At 65.4% G+C, this 24,929-nt stretch carries 23 protein-coding genes; 12 read left to right on the plus strand and 11 right to left on the minus strand.

Translation table 11 applies throughout. The annotated features are described in order from the left end of the window. Positions 1 to 29 precede the first annotated feature (29 nt). From ubiB to serA, 8 genes are all read right to left on the minus strand, one after another. Positions 30 to 1,613: a ubiquinone biosynthesis regulatory protein kinase UbiB gene (ubiB, locus tag RD110_RS21280; RefSeq protein ID WP_076201814.1), complete on the minus strand. Its 1,584-nt coding sequence runs from the start codon at positions 1,611 to 1,613 to the stop codon at positions 30 to 32. Then, the gene (locus RD110_RS21285; protein ID WP_076201816.1) at positions 1,610 to 2,173 is read right to left on the minus strand and encodes a ubiquinone biosynthesis accessory factor UbiJ; all 564 of its coding nucleotides are present in this window, start codon (positions 2,171 to 2,173) and stop codon (positions 1,610 to 1,612) included. The genes ubiB and RD110_RS21285 overlap by 4 nt, the downstream gene beginning before the upstream one ends. A 35-nt stretch (positions 2,174 to 2,208) precedes the next feature. Further along, positions 2,209 to 3,192 carry a Tim44 domain-containing protein gene (locus RD110_RS21290; RefSeq protein WP_076201818.1) on the minus strand — a complete coding sequence of 328 codons (984 nt, stop codon included), beginning with the start codon at positions 3,190 to 3,192 and terminating at the stop codon, positions 2,209 to 2,211. Positions 3,193 to 3,271: 79 nt separating this feature from the next. Then, positions 3,272 to 4,003, minus strand: a complete 732-nt coding sequence (gene ubiE / locus RD110_RS21295; protein ID WP_076201819.1) for a bifunctional demethylmenaquinone methyltransferase/2-methoxy-6-polyprenyl-1,4-benzoquinol methylase UbiE — start codon at positions 4,001 to 4,003, stop codon at positions 3,272 to 3,274. A 148-nt stretch (positions 4,004 to 4,151) separates the two neighbouring features. Next, positions 4,152 to 4,565 (minus strand): gamma-butyrobetaine hydroxylase family protein, encoded by a 414-nt coding sequence (locus RD110_RS21300; RefSeq protein ID WP_076205397.1) that lies wholly within the window; start codon positions 4,563 to 4,565, stop codon positions 4,152 to 4,154. A gap of 13 nt (positions 4,566 to 4,578) precedes the next feature. Continuing rightward, positions 4,579 to 8,481, minus strand: coding sequence for a DUF3683 domain-containing protein (locus RD110_RS21305; protein ID WP_076201821.1), 3,903 nt, complete (start codon positions 8,479 to 8,481; stop codon positions 4,579 to 4,581). 119 nt (positions 8,482 to 8,600) lie between these two features. Then, positions 8,601 to 8,900 carry a hypothetical protein gene (locus RD110_RS21310; protein ID WP_204249993.1) on the minus strand — a complete coding sequence of 100 codons (300 nt, stop codon included), beginning with the start codon at positions 8,898 to 8,900 and terminating at the stop codon, positions 8,601 to 8,603. Positions 8,901 to 8,999: 99 nt separating this feature from the next. After that, positions 9,000 to 10,232, minus strand: a complete 1,233-nt coding sequence (gene serA / locus RD110_RS21315; protein ID WP_076201824.1) for a phosphoglycerate dehydrogenase — start codon at positions 10,230 to 10,232, stop codon at positions 9,000 to 9,002. Between the two features lie 311 nt (positions 10,233 to 10,543). Between serA and ugpB the strand changes: the two genes are divergently transcribed. The 6 genes from ugpB to RD110_RS21345 all read left to right on the plus strand — a co-directional run bounded on the left by ugpB (position 10,544) and on the right by RD110_RS21345 (position 16,810). Continuing rightward, positions 10,544 to 11,860 carry a sn-glycerol-3-phosphate ABC transporter substrate-binding protein UgpB gene (ugpB, locus tag RD110_RS21320; RefSeq protein ID WP_076201825.1) on the plus strand — a complete coding sequence of 439 codons (1,317 nt, stop codon included), beginning with the start codon at positions 10,544 to 10,546 and terminating at the stop codon, positions 11,858 to 11,860. A gap of 112 nt (positions 11,861 to 11,972) precedes the next feature. Next, entirely contained in the window at positions 11,973 to 12,854 is an 882-nt protein-coding gene (ugpA, locus tag RD110_RS21325; RefSeq protein WP_076201827.1) for a sn-glycerol-3-phosphate ABC transporter permease UgpA, read from the plus strand. A 167-nt stretch (positions 12,855 to 13,021) separates the two neighbouring features. Continuing rightward, on the plus strand, positions 13,022 to 13,879 hold the full coding sequence (ugpE, locus tag RD110_RS21330) for a sn-glycerol-3-phosphate ABC transporter permease UgpE (protein WP_076201828.1): 858 nt from the start codon (positions 13,022 to 13,024) through the stop codon (positions 13,877 to 13,879). A 166-nt stretch (positions 13,880 to 14,045) separates the two neighbouring features. Beyond that, positions 14,046 to 15,071 carry a sn-glycerol-3-phosphate import ATP-binding protein UgpC gene (locus RD110_RS21335; RefSeq protein WP_076201830.1) on the plus strand — a complete coding sequence of 342 codons (1,026 nt, stop codon included), beginning with the start codon at positions 14,046 to 14,048 and terminating at the stop codon, positions 15,069 to 15,071. Between the two features lie 12 nt (positions 15,072 to 15,083). Continuing rightward, positions 15,084 to 15,845: a glycerophosphodiester phosphodiesterase gene (gene ugpQ, locus RD110_RS21340; RefSeq protein WP_076201831.1), complete on the plus strand. Its 762-nt coding sequence runs from the start codon at positions 15,084 to 15,086 to the stop codon at positions 15,843 to 15,845. 131 nt (positions 15,846 to 15,976) lie between these two features. Then, positions 15,977 to 16,810, plus strand: a complete 834-nt coding sequence (locus RD110_RS21345; protein ID WP_076201833.1) for a GGDEF domain-containing protein — start codon at positions 15,977 to 15,979, stop codon at positions 16,808 to 16,810. 7 nt (positions 16,811 to 16,817) lie between these two features. Here RD110_RS21345 and RD110_RS21350 read toward each other — a convergent pair whose 3' ends face one another. Continuing rightward, a complete protein-coding gene (locus RD110_RS21350; protein ID WP_338053057.1) occupies positions 16,818 to 17,156 on the minus strand; it encodes a hypothetical protein in 339 nt (112 codons plus the stop codon). Positions 17,157 to 17,172: 16 nt separating this feature from the next. Between RD110_RS21350 and hemA the strand changes: the two genes are divergently transcribed. Then, positions 17,173 to 18,456 carry a glutamyl-tRNA reductase gene (gene hemA, locus RD110_RS21355; RefSeq protein ID WP_076201836.1) on the plus strand — a complete coding sequence of 428 codons (1,284 nt, stop codon included), beginning with the start codon at positions 17,173 to 17,175 and terminating at the stop codon, positions 18,454 to 18,456. A 119-nt stretch (positions 18,457 to 18,575) separates the two neighbouring features. Continuing rightward, positions 18,576 to 19,670 carry a peptide chain release factor 1 gene (gene prfA / locus RD110_RS21360; protein ID WP_076201838.1) on the plus strand — a complete coding sequence of 365 codons (1,095 nt, stop codon included), beginning with the start codon at positions 18,576 to 18,578 and terminating at the stop codon, positions 19,668 to 19,670. 9 nt (positions 19,671 to 19,679) lie between these two features. Here prfA and RD110_RS21365 read toward each other — a convergent pair whose 3' ends face one another. Next, complete coding sequence (locus tag RD110_RS21365) at positions 19,680 to 19,907, minus strand: hypothetical protein (protein WP_239467086.1); 228 nt, start codon at positions 19,905 to 19,907, stop codon at positions 19,680 to 19,682. Between the two features lie 156 nt (positions 19,908 to 20,063). Between RD110_RS21365 and prmC the strand changes: the two genes are divergently transcribed. The 4 genes from prmC to paeA all read left to right on the plus strand — a co-directional run bounded on the left by prmC (position 20,064) and on the right by paeA (position 24,140). Further along, positions 20,064 to 21,086: a peptide chain release factor N(5)-glutamine methyltransferase gene (prmC, locus tag RD110_RS21370; protein WP_239467087.1), complete on the plus strand. Its 1,023-nt coding sequence runs from the start codon at positions 20,064 to 20,066 to the stop codon at positions 21,084 to 21,086. Positions 21,087 to 21,216: 130 nt separating this feature from the next. Then, positions 21,217 to 21,543, plus strand: coding sequence for a Grx4 family monothiol glutaredoxin (grxD, locus tag RD110_RS21375; RefSeq protein ID WP_076201841.1), 327 nt, complete (start codon positions 21,217 to 21,219; stop codon positions 21,541 to 21,543). Between the two features lie 203 nt (positions 21,544 to 21,746). After that, complete coding sequence (locus tag RD110_RS21380) at positions 21,747 to 22,742, plus strand: AAA family ATPase (protein WP_076201843.1); 996 nt, start codon at positions 21,747 to 21,749, stop codon at positions 22,740 to 22,742. Between the two features lie 66 nt (positions 22,743 to 22,808). After that, a complete protein-coding gene (paeA, locus tag RD110_RS21385) occupies positions 22,809 to 24,140 on the plus strand; it encodes a polyamine export protein PaeA (RefSeq protein WP_076201844.1) in 1,332 nt (443 codons plus the stop codon). Here the strand turns inward: paeA and RD110_RS21390 are convergent. After that, positions 24,133 to 24,918: a S1C family serine protease gene (locus RD110_RS21390; RefSeq protein ID WP_076201846.1), complete on the minus strand. Its 786-nt coding sequence runs from the start codon at positions 24,916 to 24,918 to the stop codon at positions 24,133 to 24,135. The two genes, paeA and RD110_RS21390, sit on opposite strands and share 8 nt — an antisense overlap. Positions 24,919 to 24,929 lie beyond the last annotated feature (11 nt).

Below are 24,929 nucleotides of genomic sequence, written 5' to 3' on the forward strand. Positions count from 1 at the left end.
AGGCCCGCCTCACAGGCCGAGAGGCAGATTCAGAACCCGAACTGCGCCCGGAACATCAGGCGCATGACCAACAGGCCGAGCGCGAACCCGATGCCACCGTACAGCACACCTTGCAGGATGCGGTTCGTGCGTTTCTGCTCCTGCAACAAATCCTCGAGCTGGCGCCGCTGCTGGGCCGCGCGGCCGTCGGAGCCGCCGTGGCGCAGGAAATCCACCAGCAGCCGCGGCAGTTCGGGCAACAGCTTCGCGTAGCGCGGTGCCTCGTCGCGCAGCTGCTTGAACAGCGCCTGCGGACCGATCTGCTCGAGCATCCACTTCTCCAGGAAAGGCTTGGCCGTGTGCCAGAGGTCGAGGTCCGGGTCGAGTTCGCGGCCCAGGCCCTCGATGTTGAGCAGGGTTTTCTGCAGCAGCACGAGTTGCGGCTGGATCTCGACATGGAAGCGACGCGAAGTCTGGAACAGCCGCATCAGCACCATGCCCAGTGAAATCTCCTTCAGTGGCCGGTCGAAATACGGCTCGCACACGGCGCGGATCGCGGCCTCCAGCTCATCCACACGCGTGTTCGCCGGCACCCAGCCGGATTCGATGTGCAGCTCGGCCACACGTTTGTAGTCGCGCCGGAAAAACGCCGTGAAGTTCTGCGCCAGGTATTCCTTGTCGAACTCCGTGAGCGTGCCGACGATGCCGAAGTCGAGCGAGATGTACCGACCGAAGGTGGCCGGCTCGACGCTGATCTGGATGTTGCCCGGATGCATGTCGGCATGGAAGAATCCATCGCGGAACACCTGGGTGAAGAAGATCGTCACGCCGTCGCGCGCGAGCTGGGAAAAATCGACACCGGCCGCGCGCAGGCGTTCGGTCTGGCTGATCGGGATGCCGACCATGCGTTCCATCACGATGACCTCGGTGGCGCAGTAGTCCCAGAACATCTCGGGGATCAGCACCAGGTCCAGGCCTTCCATGTTGCGGCGCAGCTGCGCGGCGCTCGAGGCCTCGCGCACGAGGTCGAGCTCGTCGTGCAGGTATTTGTCGAACTCGGCCACCACCTCCATCGGCTTGAGACGCTTGCCGTCGGCCGACAGGCTCTGCACCCAGCTGGCCATGGTGCGCATCAGGCCCAGGTCCCCCTCGATGGCCGGCAGCATGCCCGGTCGCAGCACCTTCACCGCCACGTCGCGGTGCGTGCCGCCGCGGTCCTTGAGCACGGCGAAATGCACCTGGGCGATCGACGCGCTCGCCACCGGCGTCTGCTCGAAGCTCACGAAGATGTCTTCGAGTTTGCGGCGGAACGCGCGCTCGATGGTGGCCACCGCCACTTCGGAAGGAAACGGCGGCACGCGGTCCTGCAGGCGCGCGAGTTCGTCGGCGATGTCGGCCGGCAGCAGGTCGCGCCGCGTGGACAACACCTGGCCGAACTTCACGAAGATCGGTCCGAGCCGTTCGAGCGCCTCGCGCAGGCGCTGGCCGCGCGGCGCGTCGAGCCGGCGGCCCACAGACAGGATGCGCGCGAGCACGCGCAGCCATGGCTTCTGGAAGCTGGTCAGTACCAGTTCATCGAGGCCATAACGCAGAACGATCCAGACAATGAAGACGCCGCGGAACAACCGGCTCATGGAGCGGCCTTGCCGGCCTCGTCATGGCCGGCTGCGGCATCCTTGCGGCCGCCGACGAAGCGTCGCAAGGCCTGCCCCACCGAACGCGCGGCCTGGCCGATGGTGTGGGCCACCGGATCACCGACGATGCGCGACAGGTCCTCCTCCAGGTCCCAGCGCACATGGTCGAAGAGCCAGTTCACCTCGGCCGCCAGTTGCACGTCGCCGGCGATACGTACGTTGGGCTTGTCGCCGCGCAGTGCCGCCTGGGCGAGCTGCAGCGGCGACTCGTCGGTGATGGTCAGCGTGAGGTCGGGATGGTCGCCGGCAGCGGCGAGGTCGAGCAGGCCGGCCGGTGTGGCCACCAAGGGCAGCTGGATGCTGCGCCATTGCAGCAGCACGACCCGTCCCTTTTGCCGCGCCAGCCGGGACGTGGCCTCGGGTTCCTGCATCAGCACGTGGTTCAGCAGCAGCACGATGCGGTGCTGGACTTCGTCAACCACCCAGGCGGGCGGCTGAAGCCCGGAACCGAGCTTGCCAAGCATGTCGTTCAAAAAAGGAAATGGGGACTGTGTTGCCATAGTCCCCATTGTATGTACCAGCCGCCGTGCGACGCCTATTGCAGGGCTTGAACCCCTGCCACCAGCCAGCCGCTGCTGCCGCTCTTCGGCTTGGTCATGTTCCACACTTCGCGGAACGGGCTCGGGCCGGCCGAAGGCTCCTCGCGGATCATGCCGGAGAACTCGACGCTGGCCATGTAGTCGTCGCCGATGTCCTCGATGCCGAGCAGCTTGGCTTCGAGCATGACCACGTCGGTCTTGTTGTTCGGGCCGCCGGTGTGGGCTTCGCGCTCGGTGAGCTGCGCCTGGATTTCCTTCACCATGTCGTCGGTCATCATGGCGCGCAGCGAGGCGATGTCTGCGCCGTCCCATGCGGACTGCAGGGTTACGAAGTTGTTCTTCGCGGCGCGCAGGAAACCGGCTTCGTCGAAACCGGCCGGCACGCCCCAGGCCTGCGAACCGATCAGCGCCGAGCCGATGCCCAGGCCGCCGGCCGCCGTCTGGCCCGCACCGGCGGATTCGAAGGCCGTGTTCTGGCGCTCGAACGGCCGCGCGGAAGCGTCGTTGCCCACGTTTTCGGGGCGGTAGGCCGGCGAACCGTCACCCGCGCCCTGGAATGCGAACGGACTGCTGCGTTGGGCCGGTGCACCCGCCTGCTTGCGGCGCATGAACCAGCCGATCGCCACCATGGCCACCAGCACCAGCAGCGCAATCAGCATGAACTGGCCGAACGCCGCGCCCAGCCCCAGCGAATTCGCGAGCCAGGCCAGCCCCAGGCCCGCGGCCAGCCCGCCGAGCATCGCGCCCCATGGGCGTTTCGGTGCGGCGGCAGCCGGTGCGGCGGCCGGCGTGTTGGGACGCGCCGCGGCTGCGCTGTTTTGCGCCGGTGCGGCAGGCGCTGCGGGCGCGGCCTCGCGTTGCGTCACGTTGTTCGACTGCTTGCCGAACGACTTGCCGCCGCCCAGGCGGCGTGCCGCGTCGGCGTCGAGCACCGTGGTCAGCGCCAGGGTGGCGGTGAGGATGATTGCCCAGATTTTCATAGTGCCTCCAGAATTCGATTGATAGCCATGTGGGGACGTTTCGTCGCTTTGACAGTGTTATGTTTGTTGTAGGAGCGATTCAACATTTGATGCCGACGTGCAAGGCCACCATGCCGCCGGTCAGGTTGTGGTAATCCACGTGGCCGAAACCGGCCGTTTTCATCAACGCTTTCAATTCCTGCTGGCCCGGATGCACGCGGATCGACTCGGCCAAGTAGCGGTAGCTGCTGTCGTCGCCGGCCACGAGCTTGCCCAGGCGCGGCAGCACCTTGAAGGAGTACCAGTCGTAGGCCTTCTCCAGCGGCTTAGCCACCTTAGAGAATTCCAGCACCAGCAGCTTGCCGCCGGGTTTGAGCACGCGGTTCATCTCGGCGAGCGCCACGTCCTTGTGGGTCATGTTGCGCAGGCCGAAGGCCACGCTGACCACGTCGAAGGAAGCGGTGGCGAACGGCAGCTTTTCGGCATCGCAGACCACGGTCGGCAGGACGATGCCCGCATCCAGCAGGCGATCGCGGCCGGTGCGCAGCATGGCTTCGTTGATGTCGGTGTGCACCACCCGGCCCGTGGCGCCGGCCTTCTTGGCGAAAGCCATGGCCAGGTCGCCGGTGCCGCCAGCGATGTCGAGCACCTGCGCGCCTTCGCGCACGTCGGCCACGAGCACTGTGTACGCCTTCCAGGCGCGGTGCAGGCCCATCGACATCAGGTCGTTCATCAGGTCGTACTTGGGCGCGACCGAATCGAACACGCCGCGCACGCGACGTGCCTTGTCGTCCTCTTCAACGGTCTGGAAGCCGAAATGGGTAGATGCCATGGTTTGTATACTAGATCAAGAAGGCCGCGGGACCCGCCTCAACCCTGCATTCGGCAGGGCATTGCAGCCTTGGTTTCAAATAAAAATAACGCCGTAGCGCGCCATCAGCCTGCGCAGCGCGCTACCGAATCCGTAGCAACGCCAAACATCAGTGACTGGCGCAGCCGTGCCCGCCTTTGGCAGGCATCGGGGCATCGCGGTCCACACCTGCCGCTTCCAGTCGCTTGGCGTAATCGGCCCACAACTGCGCCTGCTGCGAGCCCAGGAAATACAGGTAATCCCAGGTGAAGATGCCGGAGTTGTGCCCGTCGGAGAAAGCCGGCTGCACCGCGTAGTTGCCCACCGGCTCCAACCCTGCGAGCGTCACGTCCCGCATGCCGGTCTGCAGGATTTCCTGGCCCGCGCCATGGCCCTGCACTTCGGCCGATGGCGAATAGATGCGCATGAGTTCGAACGGGATGCGGAAATTCGCGCCGTCGGAGAAGCCGACCTCCAGCACGCGCGACTGTCCGTGCACGGTGATCGCGGTGGGGGTCGGTGCGCCGGCCTTCAAACCAGCCATGAGCATTCCTTGTTCATACCAGCACCCGCTCGATCCCACCGTTGTTGGCCGCTTCCACATACGTCGGCAGCCACTGGTCGCCGAGGATCTGGTTGGCCATCTCGACCACGATGTAGTCGGCCTCGAGCAAGCCATTGTTCAGGTCGTTGCCGTAGCGGCTCAGGCCCTGCAGGCAACTGGGGCAGCTGGTGAGGATCTTCACGTTGGCGTCGGCGGCCACCTTACCCGAGTCGCGCAGCTTGGCCTCGTCCTTGCGCAGCTCTTCTTCCTTGCGGAAACGGATCTGCGTCGAGATGTCGGGCCGGGTCACGCCCAGCGTGCCGGATTCGCCGCAGCAGCGGTCGCTCTTGAGCACGTTGTCGCCGAGCAGCGCCTTTACCGTCTTCATCGGCTCCTGCAGCTTCATCGGCGTGTGGCAGGGGTCGTGGTACAGGTAGCCCGCGCCATTGTTCAGCGTGATGCCCTTCTCGAGCAAATACTCGTGGATGTCGATGATGCGGCAGCCGGGGAAGATCTTGTCGAATTCATAGCCCTGCAGCTGGTCGTAGCAGGTGCCGCAGCTCACCACCACGGTCTTGATGTCGAGGTAGTTCAGCGTGTTGGCCACGCGGTGGAACAGTACGCGGTTGTCGGTGATGACCTTCTCGGCCTTGTCGAACTGGCCGCTGCCCTTTTGCGGATAGCCGCAGCACAGGTAGCCCGGCGGCAGCACGGTCTGCACGCCGGCGTGCCAGAGCATGGCCTGCGTGGCCAGGCCGACCTGGCTGAACAAGCGCTCCGAGCCACAGCCCGGGAAGTAGAACACCGCTTCCGTCTCGGCCGTGGTGGCCTTGGGGTTGCGGATGATCGGCACGTAGTCCTTGTCCTCGATGTCCAGCAAGGCGCGCGCCGTCTTCTTCGGCAGGTTGCCCGGCATCTTCTTGTTGATGAAGTGGATCACCTGCTCCTTGATCGGCGCGGTGCCGAGCGTGGCCGGCGGCTTGGCCGTCTGCTTGCGGGCGGCCACGCGCATCATGTCGTTGGCGAAACGCTGCACCTTGAAGCCGACGTCGACCATGGCCGAACGCGCGAACTTGATGGTCTCGGGGTTCGTCGCGTTCAGGAAGAACATGGCCGCCGCATTGCCGGGCCGAAAGCTCTTCTTGCCCATCTTGCGCAGCAGGTTGCGCATGTTCATGGTCACGTCGCCGAAGTCGATCTTCACCGGGCAGGGCGACAGGCATTTGTGGCACACCGTGCAGTGGTCGGCCACGTCCTCGAACTGCTCCCAGTGCTTGATGGAGACGCCGCGCCGCGTCTGCTCTTCGTACAGGAAGGCTTCGACCAGCAGCGAGGTGGCCAGGATCTTGTTGCGCGGGCTGTACAGCAGGTTGGCACGCGGCACGTGGGTGGCGCACACCGGCTTGCATTTGCCGCAGCGCAGGCAGTCCTTCATGCTGTCGGCAATCGCGCCGATGTCGCTCTGCTGCATGATCAGCGACTCGTGCCCCATCAGGCCGAAGCTCGGGGTATAGGCGTTGGTCAGGTCGGCGTAGATTTTCGTCAAATCGGCCGCGGACCCAGAACCTATCTGCGCAGGCAGCTCTACATTTCGTAGCAGCTTGCCCTTGTTGAAACGCCCTTCCGGGTCGACGCGCTGCTTGTAGTCGGTGAACGGCTGCAATTCCGCGTCGCTCAGGAATTCGAGCTTGGTGATGCCGATGCCGTGTTCGCCCGAGATCACGCCGTCCAGGCTGCGCGCCAGCGCCATGATGCGTTTGACCGCCTCGTGCGCCGTCTGCAGCATCTCGTAGTTGTCGCTGTTCACCGGCAGGTTGGTGTGCACGTTGCCGTCGCCGGCATGCATGTGCAGCGCCACCCAGACGCGGCCCTTGAGCACGGTCTGGTGGATGCTGTTGCACTCTTCCAGGATGGGCTGGAACGAGGCGCCGGTGAAGATCTTCTGCAAGCCGGCGCGGATCTGCGTCTTCCAGCTGGCGCGCAGCGAGTGGTCCTGCAGCTGCGGGAACAGGCTGTCCACCTGGTCGAGCCAGCCCTGCCACAGTGCACGCACTTCTGCGATCAGCGCCACGGCCTGGCCCACGCGGTCTTCGAGCAGTTCGGCCGACGGAATCTCGTGCGCGTCGTCCTGCTTGCCCAGCGGCAGCTGGCCCTGGGTGAAGAAGGCGTCGAGCGCGTCGCACAGTGCAAGCTTGTTCTTCAAGCTGAGCTCGATATTGATGCGTTCGATGCCGTCGGTGTATTCCGCCATGCGCGGCAGCGGGATCACCACGTCTTCGTTGATCTTGAAGGCGTTGGTGTGGCGGCTGATGGCGGCCGTGCGCTTGCGGTCGAGCCAGAACTTCTTGCGTGCCTCGGGGCTGATGGCGATGAAGCCTTCGCCGCTGCGCGAATTGGCGATGCGCACCACTTCGGAGGTGGCGCGCGCCACGTCGTCGGCGTTGTCGCCGGCGATGTCGCCGAACAGCACCATCTTTGGCAGGCCGCCGTGTTTCTTGCTCTTGGTGGCGTAGCCCACGGCCTTCAGGTACCGGTCGTCCAGATGCTCCAGCCCCGCGAGCAGCACGCCGGTGCGCTTCTGCTCGGCGAACATGAAGTCCTTGATCTCGACGATGCTCGGCACCGCGTCCTTGGCGTTGCCGAAGAATTCGAGGCAGACCGTACGCGTGTGCTGCGGCATGCGGTGCACGATCCAGCGGCCGCTGGTGATCAAGCCGTCGCAGCCTTCCTTCTGGATGCCTGGCAGGCCGGCGAGGAACTTGTCGGTCACGTCCTTGCCCAGGCCTTCCTTGCGGAAGGTCGAGCCGGGGATGTCGAGCCGCTCGGTGCGAATCTTGGTCTTGCCGTCGGCCTGGAAATACTGCAGCTCGAAACTCGCCACCTCCACGTCGTGGATCTTGCCCAGGTTGTGGTTGAGCCGCGTCACTTCCAGCCACTCGGCCTGCGGCGTGACCATGCGCCACGAGGCCAGGTTGTCGAGCGCCGTACCCCAGAGCACGGCCTTCTTGCCGCCGGCGTTCATGGCGATGTTGCCGCCGATGCACGAGGCCTCGGCCGAAGTCGGGTCGACCGCGAACACATGGCCGCCGCGCTCGGCCGCATCGGCCACGCGCTGCGTGACCACGCCGGCCTCGCTGAAGATGGTGGCCACGGGCTGCGCCACGCCGGGCAGCGTCACCATCTCGACCTCGCTCATGGCTTCGAGCTTCTCGGTGTTGATGACCGCGCTCTTCCAGGTCAGCGGGATCGCGCCGCCGGTGTAGCCGGTGCCGCCGCCGCGCGGAATGATGGTCAGACCGAGGTCGATGCAGCCCTTGACCAGGCCGGCCATTTCGGCCTCGGAATCGGGCGTGAGCACCACGAACGGGTATTCGACACGCCAGTCGGTGGCGTCGGTGACGTGCGACACGCGCGAGAGGCCGTCGAACTTGATGTTGTCCTTCGCCGTGAGGCGCTGCAGCAGCTTCCGGGCGCTGCGGCGCAGTTCGGTGACCTCGACGAAGGCGGCATCGAACTGGCGCACGGCCTGGCGCGCGGCCACGAGCAACTCGCCCACGAGTGCGTCGCGGCCGGCGTCCGCATCGGGCGTGCGGCGTTTCTCGACCTCGGTCAACCGGTGCTGAAGCGCATCGACCAGCTGCTTGCGGCGCTTGGGACTGTCGAGCAGGTCATCCTGCAGGTAGGGATTGCGCTGCACGACCCAGATGTCGCCCAGCACCTCGTACAGCATGCGCGCCGAACGGCCGGTGCGGCGCTCCTCGCGCAGTTCGTTGAGCAAGTCCCAGGCGCGGGCACCGAGCAGGCGGATGACGATCTCGCGGTCGGAGAACGAGGTGTAGTTGTACGGGATTTCGCGCAGGCGCACGGCCTCCGGGGCCTGCGACAGCAGGGTGGACAACGCGGTGGGAGCATTCATGTGGGATAACTTGGCTGGCCTGGGTACCCGGATGGGGCGACATCGCCCACGGGCCTCGGGGGGATGATTTTAGGCCAGGGACTCCGATCCCGCTGAAGCCGCGCGCGGGACCTGTGCGGCTATTGCTCAGTGTCGCGACGTCGCGGCGCCGGCAAGTGCTCGAGGAGGTGGAGGCGGCCAACCACCAGCTCATCGATCTCCAGTCGTCGCACCCGGGCACGCCCTATCGCCAGCCGGCCGATCGCGAGTGCCCCGATGGCCAGGGCGCCGATCGCGAAGGCGCCAAGGGCCAGGGCACCGACCGCTTGCGCGCCAACCGCGCCCGCTCCGGCAGCGACCGTGGGGCGATGCGCCGACCGCGCCATCCGATCGGGTCGAGGCTTCGTTGCATCACTGACCTGGTTTTCCTGCGTCGGCATGGCATGGCCCCCTGGTGTTGGTTCATACATGTTAGGCATCCACGCCCGACTTGCAAGCGAACGCCGCGACGGCCCGCTGCCTCGCCAGGCACACCCCATTCAAAACAGCACGCGTGTGCGCAGCGTGCCGGGCACCTGGCCCAGCTTCTCCAGCGCCAGGTCGCTCGACGCCGCATCGATATCGATCACCACGTAACCAATCGCCTCGTTGGTCTGCAGAAACTGCCCGGCGATGTTGATCTTGTTGTCCGAGAACACCTGGTTGATCGCCGACAGCACACCCGGCTGGTTGCGGTGCACGTGCAGCAGCCGGTGCTTGCCCGCATGGGTGGGCAGCGCCACCTCGGGGAAGTTGACCGACGAGGTGGAGGTGCCGTTGTCGCTGTACTTGACCAGTTTCTCGGCCACTTCCACGCCGATGTTGGCCTGCGCCTCCATGGTGGAGCCGCCGATGTGCGGGGTGAGGATGACGTTGTCCATCCCGCGCAAGGGCGAGACGAATTCGTCCTTGTTGCTGCCGGGCTCGACCGGGAACACGTCCAGCGCCGCACCGAGCAGCTTCTTCGCCTTCAATGCTTCCGCCAGCGCCTCGATCACGACCACGCTGCCGCGCGAGGCATTGATCAGGATGCTGCCGGGCTTCATCGCCGCGATCTCGGCCTCGCCGATCATCCATTGCGTGGACGGCAGCTCGGGCACGTGCAGCGTGACGATGTCGCTCTGCGCCAGCAGGTCGTGCAGCTTGACCACCTGGCGCGCATTGCCCAGCGGCAGCTTGCTGACCGTGTCGAAAAACGCCACGTGCATGCCGAGCGCCTCGGCCAGCACCGAGAGTTGGGTACCGATCGAGCCGTAGCCGACGATGCCCAGCGTCTTGCCGCGGATCTCGTACGAATTGGTGGCCGACTTGAGCCAGCCGCCGCGGTGCGCGAGTGCGCTTTTCTCGGGCACGCCGCGCAGCAGCAGGATGGCTTCGGCCAGCACGAGTTCGGCCACCGAGCGGGTGTTGGAATACGGCGCGTTGAACACCGCCACGCCGCGTTCGCGCGCGGCGTTCAGGTCGACCTGGTTGGTGCCGATGCAGAAGCAGCCCACGGCGACGAGCTTGGGCGCGTTCGCGAAGATGTCGGCGGTGAGTTGGGTCTGCGACCGGATGCCGATGAAATGCACGTCGGCGATCTTGGCCTTGAGCTCCTCGCCCTGCAGCGCCTTGGGCACGGTCTCGATCTGGCTGTAGCCCTGGGCCCGCAGCAATTCGATGGCAGAAGGATGGACCCCTTCGAGCAACAGGAATCTGATCTTGCTTTTGTCCAGGGATGTCTTGCTCGTCATGCGGTGCCTAGGGTCGAGAAATGGAGCGGGCGGCCGAGGGGAAGACGGGCCTGCCCGGAGGGACGGCGATGCTAGCATGCGGCCATGCGCCACACGGGCACGCGCGAGCGGTGCCTGCGCTGTCGAAAGGGCCATCCGGAAAGGAAATCCGACGGGGCCATCCGGCCTGTCGCGGATCGGACGGCGATGCGGTGCACAAACGGGTTTTCCCGGTACACGAACTGTCAGAATCGGAATAAATTTTCGTAAATCTGTCACACTTAGAAAATAACATTCGCTGTTCCATTCAGCACCTTCCTCCAGGAGACTTCATGAAATTCACCCCTTCGGCTGCGGCTTCGGCCGTCGTCGCGCTCACCGCATGCTTCATTGGCAATGCCCAGGCCCAGACCGAGATCCAATGGTGGCATTCGATGACCTCCGTGAACGGCGAATGGGTCAACGACCTGGCCAAGGAATTCAACGCCAGCCAGACCGCCTACAAGATCGTGCCCACCTACAAGGGCCAGTACGACGAGTCCATGGCTGCGGCCATCGCCGCCTTCCGCGCGGGCAACGCACCGGCGATCCTGCAGGTGTTCGAAGTCGGCACCGCCACCATGATGGCCAGCAAGGGCGCGGTGATCCCGGTCACCAAGATCATGCAGGACGGCGGCCAGAAGTTCGACCCCAAGGCCTACATCCCGGCCATCGCCAGCTACTACACCAACCCGGCCGGCCAGATGGTGAGCTTCCCGTTCAACAGCTCCACCACCGTCTTCTACTACAACAAGGACGCCTTCAAGGCCGCCGGCCTCGATCCCGAAAAGGCGCCGACCACCTGGCCCGAAGTCACGCTGGCCGCGGCCAAGCTCAAGGCCGCCGGCAACAAGTGCCCGTTCACCACGGCCTGGCAGACCTGGACGCAACTGGAGAGCTTCTCGTCCTGGCACAACGTCGAATACGCGAGCAAGTCCAACGGCATGGCCGGCCTGGACGCACGGCTCAAGATCGATTCGCCGCTGCACCTGCGCCACATCGAGAACCTGTCCAACATGGCCAAGCAGGGCCTGTTCGTCTACAAGGGCCGCCAGAACATCCCCGAGGCCAGCTTCGTCTCGGGTGAATGCGCCATGATCAACACCTCCTCCGGCTTCTACGGCAACGTCGCCAAGAACGCCAAGTTCGCCTATGGCGTGGCGCCCCTGCCCTACTACCAGGACGTGCCCGGCGCACCGCAGAACACGGTGATCGGCGGTGCAAGCCTGTGGGTCATGTCGGGCAAGAAGGCCGACGAATACAAGGGCGTGGCCCAGTTCTTCAGCTACATCTCGCGCCCCGAGGTGCAGTCGGCCAGTCACAAGCGCACCGGCTACCTGCCGGCCACCACGGCGGCTTTCGAGCTGACCGAGAAGTCCGGCTACTACAAGCAGAACCCCGGCACCGACGTGGCCGTGAACCAGATGATCCGCAAGGTGACGGACAACAGCAAGGGTCTGCGCCTGGGCAACCTGCCGCAGATCCGCGCCGTGGAAGACGAGGAACTGGAACAGGTCTGGGCCGGCAAGAAGTCACCCAAGGAAGCGCTGGACAGCATCGTGAAGCGCGGCAACGAGTTGCTCGAACGCTTCCAGAAGGCCAACAAGTAAGGCATCGTCCGTCGAAGGAGCCAGGGCCGGCGACGGTTTTGCGCTCCTCTTCTTTTGTGGCCCTCCGCCTCCGGCTTCCGGGTGGCGCCGAGGGCAAGCTAGTTGGAGCCCCATGGAAAAACGCGTTCTGTTCCGCTCGGCCTGGCTGCCCTGGCTGCTGCTGGCACCCCAGGTGATCGTCATCTCGGTCTTCTTCTTCTGGCCCGCGGGCCAGGCGCTGCTGCAATCCTTCCAGCTGCAGGACGCGTTCGGCTCCTCCACCGAATGGGTCGGCTTCGAGAACTTCCAGACGCTGTTCAGCGACCCGGGCTACCTCGCCTCGTTCAAGACAACGGCGGTGTTCTCCGTGCTGGTGGCGGGCATCGGCATCGCGCTGTCGCTGATGCTGGCCGTGTTCGCCGACCGCGTCATCAAGGGCGCGCTGTTCTACAAGACGCTGCTGATCGTGCCCTACGCCGTGGCGCCCGCAGTGGCCGGCGTGTTGTTCGTGTTCATGTTCTCGCCGTCGCTGGGCGTGGTGGCCTATGCGCTGGGCAAGCTCGGCTTCGACTGGAACCATCTGCTCAACGGCACGCATGCGATGACGCTGATCGTGGTGGCTGCGGTCTGGAAGCAGATCTCCTACAACTTCCTGTTCTTCCTCGCTGGCCTGCAGTCGATCCCGAAATCGCTGATCGAGGCCGCCGCCATCGACGGCGCGCGGCCGTGGCGCCGCTTCTGGACGATCCAGTTCCCGCTGCTGTCGCCCACCACGTTCTTCCTGCTGGTGATCAACGTGGTCTACGCGTTTTTCGACACCTTCGCCATCGTCGACGCGGCCACGCACGGCGGCCCGGGGCAGGACACCTCGATCCTGGTCTACAAGGTGTATTACGACGGCTTCAAGGCCATGGACCTCGGCGGCTCGGCCGCGCAGTCGGTGGTGCTGATGGTGATCGTCGTGGCGCTCACCGTGGTGCAGTTCAAGTTCGTCGAGAAGAAAGTGAACTATTGAACACCCCCAGTCTTCGCGCGCTACGTGTCGCTCGCCAACCCCCTTGCAGGGGGCAACACCAGCGGTCCGGCAAAGCCGGTCCCGCGGTGTTCCTGGAACGCGCGTCTGTTGGCAACGAGCTGCCTCGGCGGCCATTTCTTCCACAAAGATTTCTATGAAGGTCAACCATGGTTGAACGCCGCGGTACTCTAGGCATCCTCGCCCACGTCATCATGATCGTCGGCGTCGTCATCGTCGCCTTCCCGCTCTATCTGGCCTTCGTGGCCTCGACCCACACCGCGCAGGAGATCGTGCAGGCGCCGATGCCGATGCTGCCCGGCGGCCACATGTGGGAAAGCTACAAGATCGCCCTGTTCGGCGGCGGCGCCAGCGAAGGCGGCGGCTCGGACGCACCCGTGGCCCGCATGATGTGGGTCAGCTTCGTCACGGCCATGGTGATCACCATCGGCAAGATCGCCATCTCGCTGCTGTCGGCGTTTGCCATCGTGTACTTCCGCTTCCCGCTCAAGGGTTTCTTCTTCTGGGCGATCTTCGTCACGCTGATGCTGCCGGTGGAGGTGCGCATCGGCCCGACCTACAAGGTCGTGTCCGACCTGGGCATGCTCAACAGCTATGCCGGCCTGACGATCCCGCTGATTGCCTCGGCCACCGCCACCTTCCTGTTCCGCCAGTTCTTCCTGACCGTGCCCGACGAGTTGCTCGAGGCCGCGCGCATGGACGGCGCCGGCCCGATGCGCTTCTTCAAGGACATCCTGTTGCCGCTCTCCAAGACCTCCATGGCCGCGCTGTTCGTCATTCAATTCATCTACGGCTGGAACCAGTACCTGTGGCCGCTGCTGGCCACCACCAGCGAAGACATGTACCCCGTGGTGATCGGCATCAAACGCATGATCTCCGGCGGCGACGGCCAGACCGGCTGGAACGTGGTCATGGCCACCGCGCTGCTGGCCATGCTGCCGCCCGCGCTGGTCGTGATCCTCATGCAGAAATGGTTCGTCAAAGGCCTGGTCGACACTGAAAAATGAACCGAGCCCCCGTTCGCACTGAGCTGGTCGAAGTGCCGTCGCCAGCACCCAAGGCTGCGACAAGCTCAGCCCGAACGGCCATTTGAAAGCCGTACATTTTGGCCTTCAAACCATAACCAATCTGCGCCACCAGCTCCTTAATCGATAGCAAACAACACCAACCGACATGGCTTCCATTTCCCTGAAAAACGTCATCAAGCGCTACGGCTCGGGCAAAACCGAGGTGAAGGTGCTGCACGGCGTCAACGCCGAAATCAAAGACCACGAGTTCATCGTCATCGTCGGCCCGTCGGGCTGCGGCAAATCCACGCTGCTGCGCATGGTGGCGGGGCTCGAAGAGGTGAGCGAAGGCGACATCTGCATCGGCGGCAAGGTGGTCAACCGGCTCGAGCCCAGCGAACGCGACATCGCCATGGTGTTCCAGAACTACGCGCTCTACCCGCACATGACCGTGTTCGACAACATGGCCTACGGCCTGAAGATCGCCAAGGTGCCGGTCGACGAGATCAAGACCCGTGTCGACAAGGCCGCCAAGATCCTGGAACTCGGCCACCTGCTGGACCGCAAGCCCCGCGCGCTCTCCGGCGGCCAGCGCCAGCGTGTGGCCATGGGCCGCGCCATCGTGCGCCAGCCCCAGGTGTTCCTGTTCGACGAGCCGCTGTCCAACCTCGACGCCAAGCTGCGCGTGCAGACCCGGCTCGAAATCCAGAAGCTGCACCGTGAACTCGGCATCACCTCGCTGTTCGTGACCCACGACCAGGTCGAGGCCATGACCCTGGCCCAGCGCATGATGGTGATGAACGCCGGCTACATGGAACAGTTCGGCACGCCCGAAGAGGTGTATTCCCGCCCGGCCACCACCTTCGTCGCCAGTTTCATGGGATCGCCGCCGATGAACCTGCTGACCAAGGGGCCGAACGAGCGCCTGGGCGGCAAGGCTGGCGCCACGCTCGGCATCCGGCCCGAGCACCTGGACGTGACGACCGATGCGTCCGCGGGCTGGGCGCTCGAAGTCGAAACGCTGGAAATGCTCGGCGCCGAACGGCTGATCTACTGCCGCATGAACGGCGAGCAGATCATCGTGCGCACCGACGAGAACCACACGCCGCCGGCCGTCGGCGCGACCATCCACGTCACGCCGCGGCTGGACCGCCTGCACTGGTTCGACACCGCCACCGGCAAAAGGATCTGAAGGCAGCGCACCATGCACGACATCCAGAAAAACTGGCCCTATCCACGCTGGGTCGGCCACCGTGGCGCTGGCAAGCTCGCGCCGGAAAACACCATGGCCGCGTTCCGCCTCGGCGCGGCGCACGGCTACCGCATGTTCGAATGCGACGTGAAGCTCAGCGCCGATGGCGTGGCCTTCCTGATGCACGACGACACGCTGGACCGCACGACCAACGGCCACGGCATCGGCGGCGAACTGAATTGGCGTGAGCTCTCCCAACTCGACGCGGGCGGCTGGCATTCGCGCGCCCATGCCGGCGAGCCGCTGGCCACGCTGGCCAACGTCGCCCGGTATTGCCTGGCCAACGGGTTTTTCCTGAACATCGAGATCAAGCCCACGCCGGGCGCCGAGTACCGCACGGGCGAAGCCGTGGCCGAGCAGGCTGCCCGGCTCTGGCGGGGCCAGGCCGTGCCGCCGCTGTTGACATCGTTCCAGGTCGAGTCGCTGCGTGGCGCACGCGCCGCCAAGGGCGATGGCGCCGCAGCCCTGCCGCGCGGCCTGCTGCTCGAACACCTCTGGGATGGCTGGTTCGAAGCCGCGCTCGAACTCGAATGCGTGGCCGTCGTCTGCAACCACGCGCTGTGGGACGCGGCCACCGTGGCCCGCGTCCGGCAGGCCGGCCTGCGCACGCTGAGCTACACCGTGAACGACGAATGGGCGGCGCAGCGCCTGATCGACCTCGGCACCGACGCCATCATCACCGACCGCGTGGATCGGTTCGCGCCAGCCGGCTGAACCCGCATACGGCGCACGCCCGGGCCCGCGAACGGCGTGGCGAGGAACACGCGCGAGGGGTAGACTTGTGGCCGCGGGCGCGCCGCGCCGGCCGCCCCGAACCCGCTCCGAACCCCAAGTTGCCTGTCCGAATGCCCGCAGACCTGCCGTACTCGCCGTTCGAGTCTTCGTCCGACCTGCTGCGCCGGTGGCGCCGCCTGTCGCGCGCCATCGCGCGGCTCGGTGCGCCGGTCTGCACGCTGCTGTTCGCCGCCTGCATCTCGGCGGGATCGCTGGGACTGACCGCCCTGTTCCTGAAACTCAACGGCGCGAGCCAGATGGGTGACGCGTTCTGGATCTCGCTGCTCGTGCCCTTGCCGATGACCCTGGTTTTCGGCGGCATCACCTTCGTGCTGATCATCGCGCTCGAAAATTCGCGCAGCCACCTCGATCAGCTCGCCATGACCGACGCGCTCACCGGCATTCCGAACCGGCGCCGCTTCACGCTCACCGCCCGGCGCGAAATCGAGCTCGCGCACCGCCATCACCTGCCGTTGGCGCTGTTGAGCCTGGACATCGACCGCTTCAAGCTCATCAACGACGCCTATGGCCACGCCGTCGGCGACCAGGTTCTCGTCGAAGTCAGCCGGCGTTGCCGACGCGTGCTGCGCACCACGGACATCCTGGCGCGCTGGGGCGGCGAGGAATTCGTGATCCTGCTGCCCAACACCCCGAGCGACCATGCGCACCAGCTGGCCGAGCGGCTGCGGCTGGCCGTGGCGAAATCGCATCAGTTGTTGGTGCAGCAGCAGCCGGTCTGGGTCACGGTGAGCATCGGCGCCGCCGGCATCGCGCCCGGCGAGGCGGCCACCCTGGAGGCGCTGCTGCAAACGGCCGACGAGGCCCTGTACCACGCCAAGAACAGCGGGCGCGACCAGGTCTTCTCGGCCGCCTGGGCCGCGAAACGCTCGGGTGCGCGGGCCTGAAACGGGTTCAGCGCCTTGCGCGCCCTTGGCCGCGCAGCAGCCAGAGCTGGCTCGTCGCCACGCCGACGACCAACGCGGCATAGGTCGCCATCTTGCCGTCGTGGCCGAAGGATGCGAGGCCAACGCACAGCAACGCGGTACCTACTATGAAGTTGATAGTTGCCTGAGCAGGAACGCTAGGCGTGAAAGGCCCTTTTTTCATGAAAATTCGCGCGCCCAAGGTGGTCAGCAAAGCGACCCCCGCCGCTGGCGCGAGAAAATTCAACACATGCATCAAAGAATCTAAAGGTCCCATAGTTTGAATTTTCAGGCTTTGATCTGACGCAAGCGCCGAGACGCGCCGCAAATTTTATAATCCGACAATGGCAGTCTGGGCATTAGGCATCAATCACACGACCGCGCCGCTGGATCTGCGCGGCCGGTTCGCGTTCGCCATCGACCAGATCGCCCCCACGCTGCAGGGTTTGCGCTCGGCCCTGGCCGGCCCGCGCACCGGCGGGCCCGAGGCCGCCATCATCTCCACCTGCAACCGCACCGAGGTCTATTGTGCAGGCGACCAGCATGCGCTGGACCATACGGTGGACTGGCTGGCCCAGGCCGGCGGCGTCTCGCCGCTGCTGTTGCGCTCGCACGCGTACACGTTGCAGGACGGCCTGGTGGCGCGGCATGCCTTCCGGGTGGCCAGCGGGCTCGATTCCATGGTGCTCGGCGAGGCGCAGATCCTGGGCCAGATGAAGGACGCGATCCGTGTGGCCGACCAGGCCGGCGCGCTCGGCACCACGCTCAACCAGTTGTTCCAGCGCTCGTTCTCCGTGGCCAAGGAAGTGCGCAGCGCCACCGAGATCGGCGCGCATTCGATCAGCATGGCCGCCGCCGCCGTGCGCCTGGCCGGGCAGTTGTTCGAAGACCTGGGCCAGGTCAAGGTGCTGTTCGTGGGCGCCGGCGAAATGATCGAACTCGCCGCCACCCATTTCGCGGCCAAGAACCCCAAGGGCATCGCCATCGCCAACCGCACGCTCGAGCGCGGCGAAAAGCTGGCCACCCGTTTCGGCGGCGAGGTGATGCGCCTGGCCGACCTGCCGAGCCGGCTGCACGAATTCGATGCCGTGGTGAGCTGCACCGCCAGCACCTTGCCGATCATCGGCCTGGGCGCGGTGGAGCGGGCGCTGAAGGCGCGCAGGCACCGGCCGATGTTCATGGTCGACCTGGCCGTGCCGCGCGACATCGAGCCCGAGGTCAAGGCGCTCGAAGACGTCTTCCTCTACACCGTGGACGACCTGGCCAGCGTGGTGCAGACCGGCCAGGCGAACCGCCAGGCGGCCGTGGCCCAGGCCGAGGCCATCATCGATGCCGGTGTGCAGAGCTTCATGCACTGGATGGACCAGCGCCATCCGCAGAGCGGCGTGGTGCCCCTGATCCAGCAGCTCAATGCGCAGGCCGATGCCTGGCGCGCGGGGGAAATGGCCCGCGCGCGCAAGCTCCTGGCCAAAGGCGAAGACGTGGACGCGGTGCTCGAAGCCATGGCGCGCGGGCTCACGCAGAAGATGCTGCACGGCGCCATGGCCGAACTGCACGCGGGAGACGCCGCCGCGCGTGAACACACGGTGCAGGCGATCCAGAAGCTGTTCCTGCGCAAAGAACGTTAGCGACGCTGCATCGCGCGCCGTGCCGGCGCCAGCGTCACCCATTCGGCGCTTCCTTCCTCTCTTTCTTTCTTCCGGCCCGCGGCGCCCAGCCCGGCCCACGTGTTCACCCCAGGATTGCCTTGAAACCCTTTCTCCGCCAACAACTCGACCGCTACGCCTTCCGGCTGGCCGAACTCGACTTCCTGCTGTCGCGCGAAGACATCATGAACGACATGCCGCAGTTCCTGCTGCTCTCGCGCGAGCACAACGACGTGGCCCAGGTCGCCAGCCGTTATGCGCGCCACACGCAACGCGAGGCCGACCTGGCCGCGGCCCGCGAGATGCAGGCCGACCCCGAGATGGCCGAGATGGCCGCAGAGGAAATCGCCTCCGCCGAGGCGGAACTGGCCAAGCTCGAGGACGAACTGCAGCGCATGCTGCTGCCCAAGGACCCGGACGACAGCCGCAATGCTTTCATGGAAATCCGCGCCGGCACCGGCGGCGACGAATCGGCGCTGTTCGCGGCCGACTTGCTGCGCATGTACACGCGGTTCGCCGAGCGCCAGGGCTGGCGCACCGAGATCATGAGCGCATCGGAAAGCGAACTCGGCGGCTACAAGGAAGCGGTATTGCGGCTCGAAGGTGACAAGGTCTACGGCGCGCTGAAGTTCGAGTCGGGCGGCCACCGCGTGCAGCGCGTGCCCGCCACCGAAACCCAGGGCCGCATCCACACCAGCGCCTGCACCGTGGCCGTGATGGCCGAACCCGACGAGCAGGAGGCCATCAAGATCAACCCGGCCGACCTGCGCATCGACACCTACCGCGCCAGCGGTGCGGGCGGGCAGCACATCAACAAGACCGATTCGGCGGTGCGCATCACCCACATCCCGACCGGCATCGTCGCCGAATGCCAGGACGGCCGCAGCCAGCACAGCAACAAGGCGCAGGCGCTGAAGGTGCTGACCGCGCGCATCCATGAAAAGGACCGCAGCGAGCGTGCCGCCAAGGACGCCGCGCTGCGCAAGGGCCTGATCGGCAGCGGCGACCGCAGCGACCGCATCCGCACCTACAACTTCCCGCAGGGCCGGCTCACCGACCACCGCATCAACCTCACGCTGTACAAGCTGGCCAACATCATGGAAGGCGACCTCGGCGACGTGATCGACGGGCTGCGCAGCGCCCATGAGGCCGAACAGCTCGCCGAGCTGGAGATCGGCGCCGTGGCGCAGAATTGACCGGCGGGCTCAGAGCTCCAGCGTGTAGAGCTGTGCCGCGGCGCGCTCCTCTGGGTTGTGGCTGGACAAGGCGCGCTGCCAGGCCGGGTCGTTGCCGATGTGTTCGGGCGTGAGCCCCTTCGTCATGACGCCGACTTCTTCGGAGGCGGCGTCGATGTCGGACATGTGGACCTTGTTCTCGTCGAAAAACCGGGCGACCATGCCGTCGCCGGCGTCGATCAGGACCAGGAATTTCACGGGTTTGCTTTCCATGGCGAGCGCCCTTTTTTCTTTCGGATGAAGCGGACAGCTTATTCGATTTGCACGCGAACAGGCCGCGTGCAGACCATGAGACCGGGCCATGGCTGGCGCCCGGGATCGGCACCGCAAAGTGCACTCTATTCAAGGAATCTCATGGCTCGTTCCATCAACAAAGGCCCCAAGCCCAGCGGCGGCTACGCTCGCGTGTCGTCCAAATCCCTCAAGGAGGCGCAGGAAAAAAGCGCCCGGCGCATGGCACCGCGGCCCGAGCCGGCCGGCCTGGGCAAGCGGGGGCAGGCACCGCTGCGCCGCGAGTCGGTCTATGCCGACGCCGTGGGCAGCCTGCAGGCCGCGCTGGTGCGCGCGCAGAAGCACGGCATCGCCAAGGTCGACGCGCGCATGTTGCTGCTGCACGCCGTGGGCAAGGATCCGCTCGACGCGGCCTGGCTGATCGCCCACGAACAGGACCCGCTGACCGCCAAGCAGGCCACCGATTACGGCGATGCCTGCGCGCGCCGCCGGGCCGGCGAACCGGTGGCCTACATCGTCGGCCACAAGGAATTCCACGGCCTGCGCCTGGCCACCGATGCGCGTGTGCTGGACCCGCGCGACGACACCGAGACGCTGGTCGACTGGGCGCTGGAACTCACGGCGGAACGCGTGCTGGACCTGGGCACGGGCAGCGGCGCCATCGCGCTGGCCATCAAGTCGAACCGCCCGGACTGGAAGGTCTGCGCGGTCGACGCCAGCGCCGACGCGCTGACGGTGGCCAGGGCCAATGCCGCGCGCCTGGGGTTGGACGTCGACTTCCGGCACGGCGACTGGCTGGCGCCGTTGCGCACCGAGGCCGGCGCCGAGCAGTTCGACCTGGTCGTGTCGAACCCCCCCTACATCCCCGAAGCCGACCCGCATCTGGCCGCGTTGAAGCACGAGCCGCTGGCCGCGCTGGCCTCTGGCACGGACGGGCTGGATGACATCCGCCGCATTGTCGCCGACACGCCGGCCCATTTGCGGGAGGGTGGCTGGCTGCTGCTGGAGCACGGCCACGACCAGGCGGCGGCTGTGCGCGACTTGCTGCGGCAGGCGGGTTTCGGCGACGTCGGTTCGCGCCTGGACCTGAGTGGCATAGAGCGCTGCAGCGGCGGAAAAATCAGCGCAGCCAGCTATCAAAAGTGAAGCGTCCAGCGAGGAAAGCCCCGCCGGGCGGTGGCTCTCGCCGCCGCGGCCAGGCAGGCCGGCCCCGGTAGTGAAATAATCACGGCATTATCTGCAGCATGGCGTCCGCGCCAATCCAAGGAGTTATTCGATGAGCGACGCACAACAACGCATCGATGCGCTGGTCAAATCCAGCGACGTATTGCTTTTCATGAAGGGCACGGCCAGCTTCCCGCAATGCGGCTTTTCCGGCCGCGCCATCCAGTTGCTGAAGGCCTGCGGCGTTGACACCAAGACGGTCAAGACCGTGAACGTGCTCGAAGACGACGGCATCCGCCAGGGCATCAAGGAATACAGCAACTGGCCGACCATTCCGCAGCTCTATGTGAAAGGCGAATTCATCGGCGGCTCGGACATCATGATGGAGATGTACGAGTCCGGTGAATTGCAGCAAGTGCTCGGCGCCACGACCTCTTGAGCCGACGGCCCCGCGCGGGCCGTTGCGCTTGCTCCTGAAAACCCACGGATGGCCCCTTCGGCCGCCGTGGGTTTTCGTGTGTCTGGAGCAGCAAATTCCCGCGCTGACCTGTCGCAAAAGCAAGACAGTCCGTGAAAACTTCACGTTGTGGGTTGGCACGGCTTATGCTGGAATGAAGTGGTGTTCGACCCAAGGAGATTTCAATGGAATCGCGTAGCCTTGTACCGCAGACATCATCCTTCACCCTGCCGTTGGCCAGCGTGCGCAGCGTCTATCAGACGGTGGAAGTCGAACGCAAGCTCGCCAAGCTTCCCGAAAAGGAGCACGAGAACCTGCGCACCACCTACGAGCGCATGCTCGAACGCGGACCCGAACGTTTCCAGGTGAAGCCTTCAGGCGTGCCAGAAATGGCCGGGCTTTACCAGGGTCTGCCCAACTTCACCGACGTGATCGACGACGTGCGCCGCCATGTCGCCCTGAGCCAGGACAGCCGCGACGGTCTGGAGGTCACGCCCATCCTGCTGCTGGGCCCGCCGGGCATCGGCAAGACGCATTTCGCAAAGAAGCTGGCCGACCTGCTCGGCACCGGCATGAGCCTCGTGCCCATGAGTTCGATGACGGCCGGCTGGTTGCTGTCGGGCTCGAGTTCTCAATGGAAGGGGGCCAAGCCTGGCAAGGTGTTCGAGGCCCTGGTCGACGGGCAATATGCGAACCCGGTGATCGTCGTCGACGAGATCGACAAGGCCAGCGCCGACGCGCAATACGACCCGCTCGGCGCGCTGTACAGCCTGCTCGAACACGATACGGCGAAGAACTTCACCGACGAATTCGCCGAAGTCGCCATCGACGCGAGCCAGGTGATCTGGATCACCACGGCCAACGACGAACGCAGTATTCCCGAGCCGATCCTGAACCGCATGAACGTCTTCGAGATCGCCCCGCCGACCTTCGACGCCGCACGGCAGATCGCGCGCAACCTGTACCAGTCCATCCTTGGCGAACACGGCTGGGGCGAACGTTTCGACCCCGAGCCTTCGAACGACCTGCTGGACCAGCTCGCCGAACTCGCGCCCAGGGAAATGCGGCGCGCGCTGATGACGGGCTTCGGCAACGCAAGGCTGGACCGGCGCGATGCCGTCAAGACCGAAGACTTGCCGCGTGCCGGCGCGGGCAAGACACGCATGGGGTTCATCCAATAGAAGCGAGCGATACGGCCCGGTAAACTCAAGCATTGGCGGCGTACATGCCGCGCCGCCAATGCCCGCATGAATTTCACCTCCAGCCTGCTGCTCATTTTTGCGCTGATCGTCGCCAGCGGATTCTTCTCGATCGCCGAGATTTCACTCGCCGCCTCTCGCCGTCTGCGCCTGCGACAGATGGCCGACGAGGGCGACGCGCGCGCCGAACAGGTGATCCGCGTGCAGGATCAACCCGGACATTACTTCACCGTGGTGCAGATCGCCCAGAACGGCGTGGCGATCCTGGGCGGCATCGTCGGCGAAGGCGCGCTCAGTCCCTGGTTCACCCTGTTCTTCGAACTATGGCTCGGTGCTGCCGCGGCTGAAACGGCGGGGTTCCTGACGTCGTTCCTCATCATCACCTCGCTGTTCATCCTGTTCGCCGACCTGTTCCCGAAGCGCCTGGGTCTCACTGCCCCGGAAAGCGCGGCGGTGCGCGTCATCGGGCCGATGCAGGCGTGCATGACCGCGCTGAAGCCGCTGGTGTGGATCTACAGCAAGGGCGCCGATGGCCTGTTCCGGCTTTTCGACCTGCCGGCGCAGCGCGACGACCGCATCACCTCGGCCGATATCCTCGCCATGACCGAGGCCGGCACGCGCGCCGGCGTGCTGGCCGCACGCGAGCAACAGGTGATCGCCAACGTCTTCGAACTCGACACCCGCACGGTGTCCAGCGCCATGAGCCAGCGCGACCGCATTGCGTTCTTCCTGCGCGATGACCCGGACAGCGTGATCCGCCTGCGCATCGCGGCCGAGCCCTACTCCACCTACCCGGTCTGCGAAGGTGACATCGACCATGTGGTGGGTTATGTCGACGCCAAGGACCTGTTCCAGCGCGTGCTGAACAACCAGCCGATCTCCTTGACCGACGACGCGTTGGTGCGCAAGGTGCTGATGGTGCCCGACCGGCTGACGCTCGGCGAGGTGCTGGAGCAGTTCCGCCAGGTACATGAAGACTTTGCGGTCATCATCAACGAATACAGCCTGGTGGTCGGCGTGGTCACGCTGAATGACGTGATGAGTACCGTGATGGGCGACCTGATCTCGTCGCCGCAGGACGAGGACCGCATCGTCCGCCGCGACGAAAATTCCTGGCTGATCGACGGCGTGACCTCGATCCAGGACGTGTTGCACGCCCTGTCGCTGGACACACTGCCGCATGAGGAAGATTACGAAACCCTGGCCGGGTTCATGATGGTGATGCTACGGCGGGTACCGCGCAAGACCGATGCCGTGGTCTGGGGCAACTACAAGTTCGAGGTGCTCGACGTCGACAGTTACCGCATCGACCAGGTGATGGTGTCGCGCATCACGCCGCTGCCATCGACGACGCCCTCTTCACCGGCGGGTTTCAGTTGACCTTCCGACCCTGCATGAGTTGCCGGATGAAATTGGCTGGAATGGCGTAGGTGATGCCGGAAGGGTTGGTCAGCGCGGACTCCTTCGTGCCCTTGACGAACACCATGTTGATCACGCCCAGCACCTCGCCGGTGTCGGCATCGAACATTGGTCCCCCGCTATTGCCGGGATAGGCCGTTCCGTCAAGCTGGAAGATATTGAACGTCCCTTCGCGCAGGCTGCGGATCACGCGTTCGGTCAATTGCTGCCCATTGGCGGCGGGCAAGGAAATCGCGGTGATCGAAGACACCATGCCACGGTGCGTGACGGGTGAAAACCCCAGCGCACCGCCGATGGGAAAGCCCATGAAAGCGACCGCCTGGCCTTCACGGACGGTGTCCGAGTCGCGCAGTGCCAGGCCCGGCAAAGGCGCACCGTCGACTTGCAGCAGGGCCAGATCATGCACGCGATCGACCTCGAGCACCGCCGCCTTGCGGGTTTCCCATTCGCCCTTCGGCGTGCGCACCTGCACCACCAGGTCGGCGCCGCCGTTGTCCTCACCGGGGCCGATCAGCACATGGGCATTCGTGACGGCCTGATTACCGGCTCCGACAACGAAACCGGTGCCGCGCAAAGCGAACCTTGGGCTGTTGGTGCTCTTGAAATATCCAACCAGCAGAATCGAAGGTTTGACCATGCCGATGACGCCTGGCATATCGGCCCATGCGGTGCCCGACGCCCAGAGGCCGCTCAAAAGGACGCAGGCAAGCAGGTACCAGTTGAAGGATTGGCGGCGCATGGCAGGCTGTG

Origin of the sequence: Rhodoferax koreense (assembly GCF_001955695.1) — a bacterium.
In the GTDB taxonomy this organism is placed as follows: domain Bacteria; phylum Pseudomonadota; class Gammaproteobacteria; order Burkholderiales; family Burkholderiaceae_C; genus Rhodoferax_B; species Rhodoferax_B koreensis.

Coding starts and splice junctions, on each gene's coding strand:
- RD110_RS21290 (WP_076201818.1), bottom strand. CDS start 3,192: ATGAAAATCTGGGCAATCATCCTCACCGCCACCCTGGCGCTGACCACG.
- serA (WP_076201824.1), bottom strand. CDS start 10,232: ATGACGAGCAAGACATCCCTGGACAAAAGCAAGATCAGATTCCTGTTG.
- ugpQ (WP_076201831.1), top strand. CDS start 15,084: ATGCACGACATCCAGAAAAACTGGCCCTATCCACGCTGGGTCGGCCAC.
- paeA (WP_076201844.1), top strand. CDS start 22,809: ATGAATTTCACCTCCAGCCTGCTGCTCATTTTTGCGCTGATCGTCGCC.
- prmC (WP_239467087.1), top strand. CDS start 20,064: ATGGCTCGTTCCATCAACAAAGGCCCCAAGCCCAGCGGCGGCTACGCT.
- RD110_RS21390 (WP_076201846.1), bottom strand. CDS start 24,918: ATGCGCCGCCAATCCTTCAACTGGTACCTGCTTGCCTGCGTCCTTTTG.
- RD110_RS21305 (WP_076201821.1), bottom strand. CDS start 8,481: ATGAATGCTCCCACCGCGTTGTCCACCCTGCTGTCGCAGGCCCCGGAG.
- hemA (WP_076201836.1), top strand. CDS start 17,173: ATGGCAGTCTGGGCATTAGGCATCAATCACACGACCGCGCCGCTGGAT.
- RD110_RS21285 (WP_076201816.1), bottom strand. CDS start 2,173: ATGGCAACACAGTCCCCATTTCCTTTTTTGAACGACATGCTTGGCAAG.
- ubiE (WP_076201819.1), bottom strand. CDS start 4,003: ATGGCATCTACCCATTTCGGCTTCCAGACCGTTGAAGAGGACGACAAG.
- RD110_RS21310 (WP_204249993.1), bottom strand. CDS start 8,900: ATGCCGACGCAGGAAAACCAGGTCAGTGATGCAACGAAGCCTCGACCC.
- grxD (WP_076201841.1), top strand. CDS start 21,217: ATGAGCGACGCACAACAACGCATCGATGCGCTGGTCAAATCCAGCGAC.
- ubiB (WP_076201814.1), bottom strand. CDS start 1,613: ATGAGCCGGTTGTTCCGCGGCGTCTTCATTGTCTGGATCGTTCTGCGT.
- RD110_RS21345 (WP_076201833.1), top strand. CDS start 15,977: ATGCCCGCAGACCTGCCGTACTCGCCGTTCGAGTCTTCGTCCGACCTG.
- ugpE (WP_076201828.1), top strand. CDS start 13,022: ATGGTTGAACGCCGCGGTACTCTAGGCATCCTCGCCCACGTCATCATG.
- RD110_RS21300 (WP_076205397.1), bottom strand. CDS start 4,565: ATGGCTGGTTTGAAGGCCGGCGCACCGACCCCCACCGCGATCACCGTG.
- RD110_RS21380 (WP_076201843.1), top strand. CDS start 21,747: ATGGAATCGCGTAGCCTTGTACCGCAGACATCATCCTTCACCCTGCCG.
- ugpA (WP_076201827.1), top strand. CDS start 11,973: ATGGAAAAACGCGTTCTGTTCCGCTCGGCCTGGCTGCCCTGGCTGCTG.
- ugpB (WP_076201825.1), top strand. CDS start 10,544: ATGAAATTCACCCCTTCGGCTGCGGCTTCGGCCGTCGTCGCGCTCACC.
- RD110_RS21335 (WP_076201830.1), top strand. CDS start 14,046: ATGGCTTCCATTTCCCTGAAAAACGTCATCAAGCGCTACGGCTCGGGC.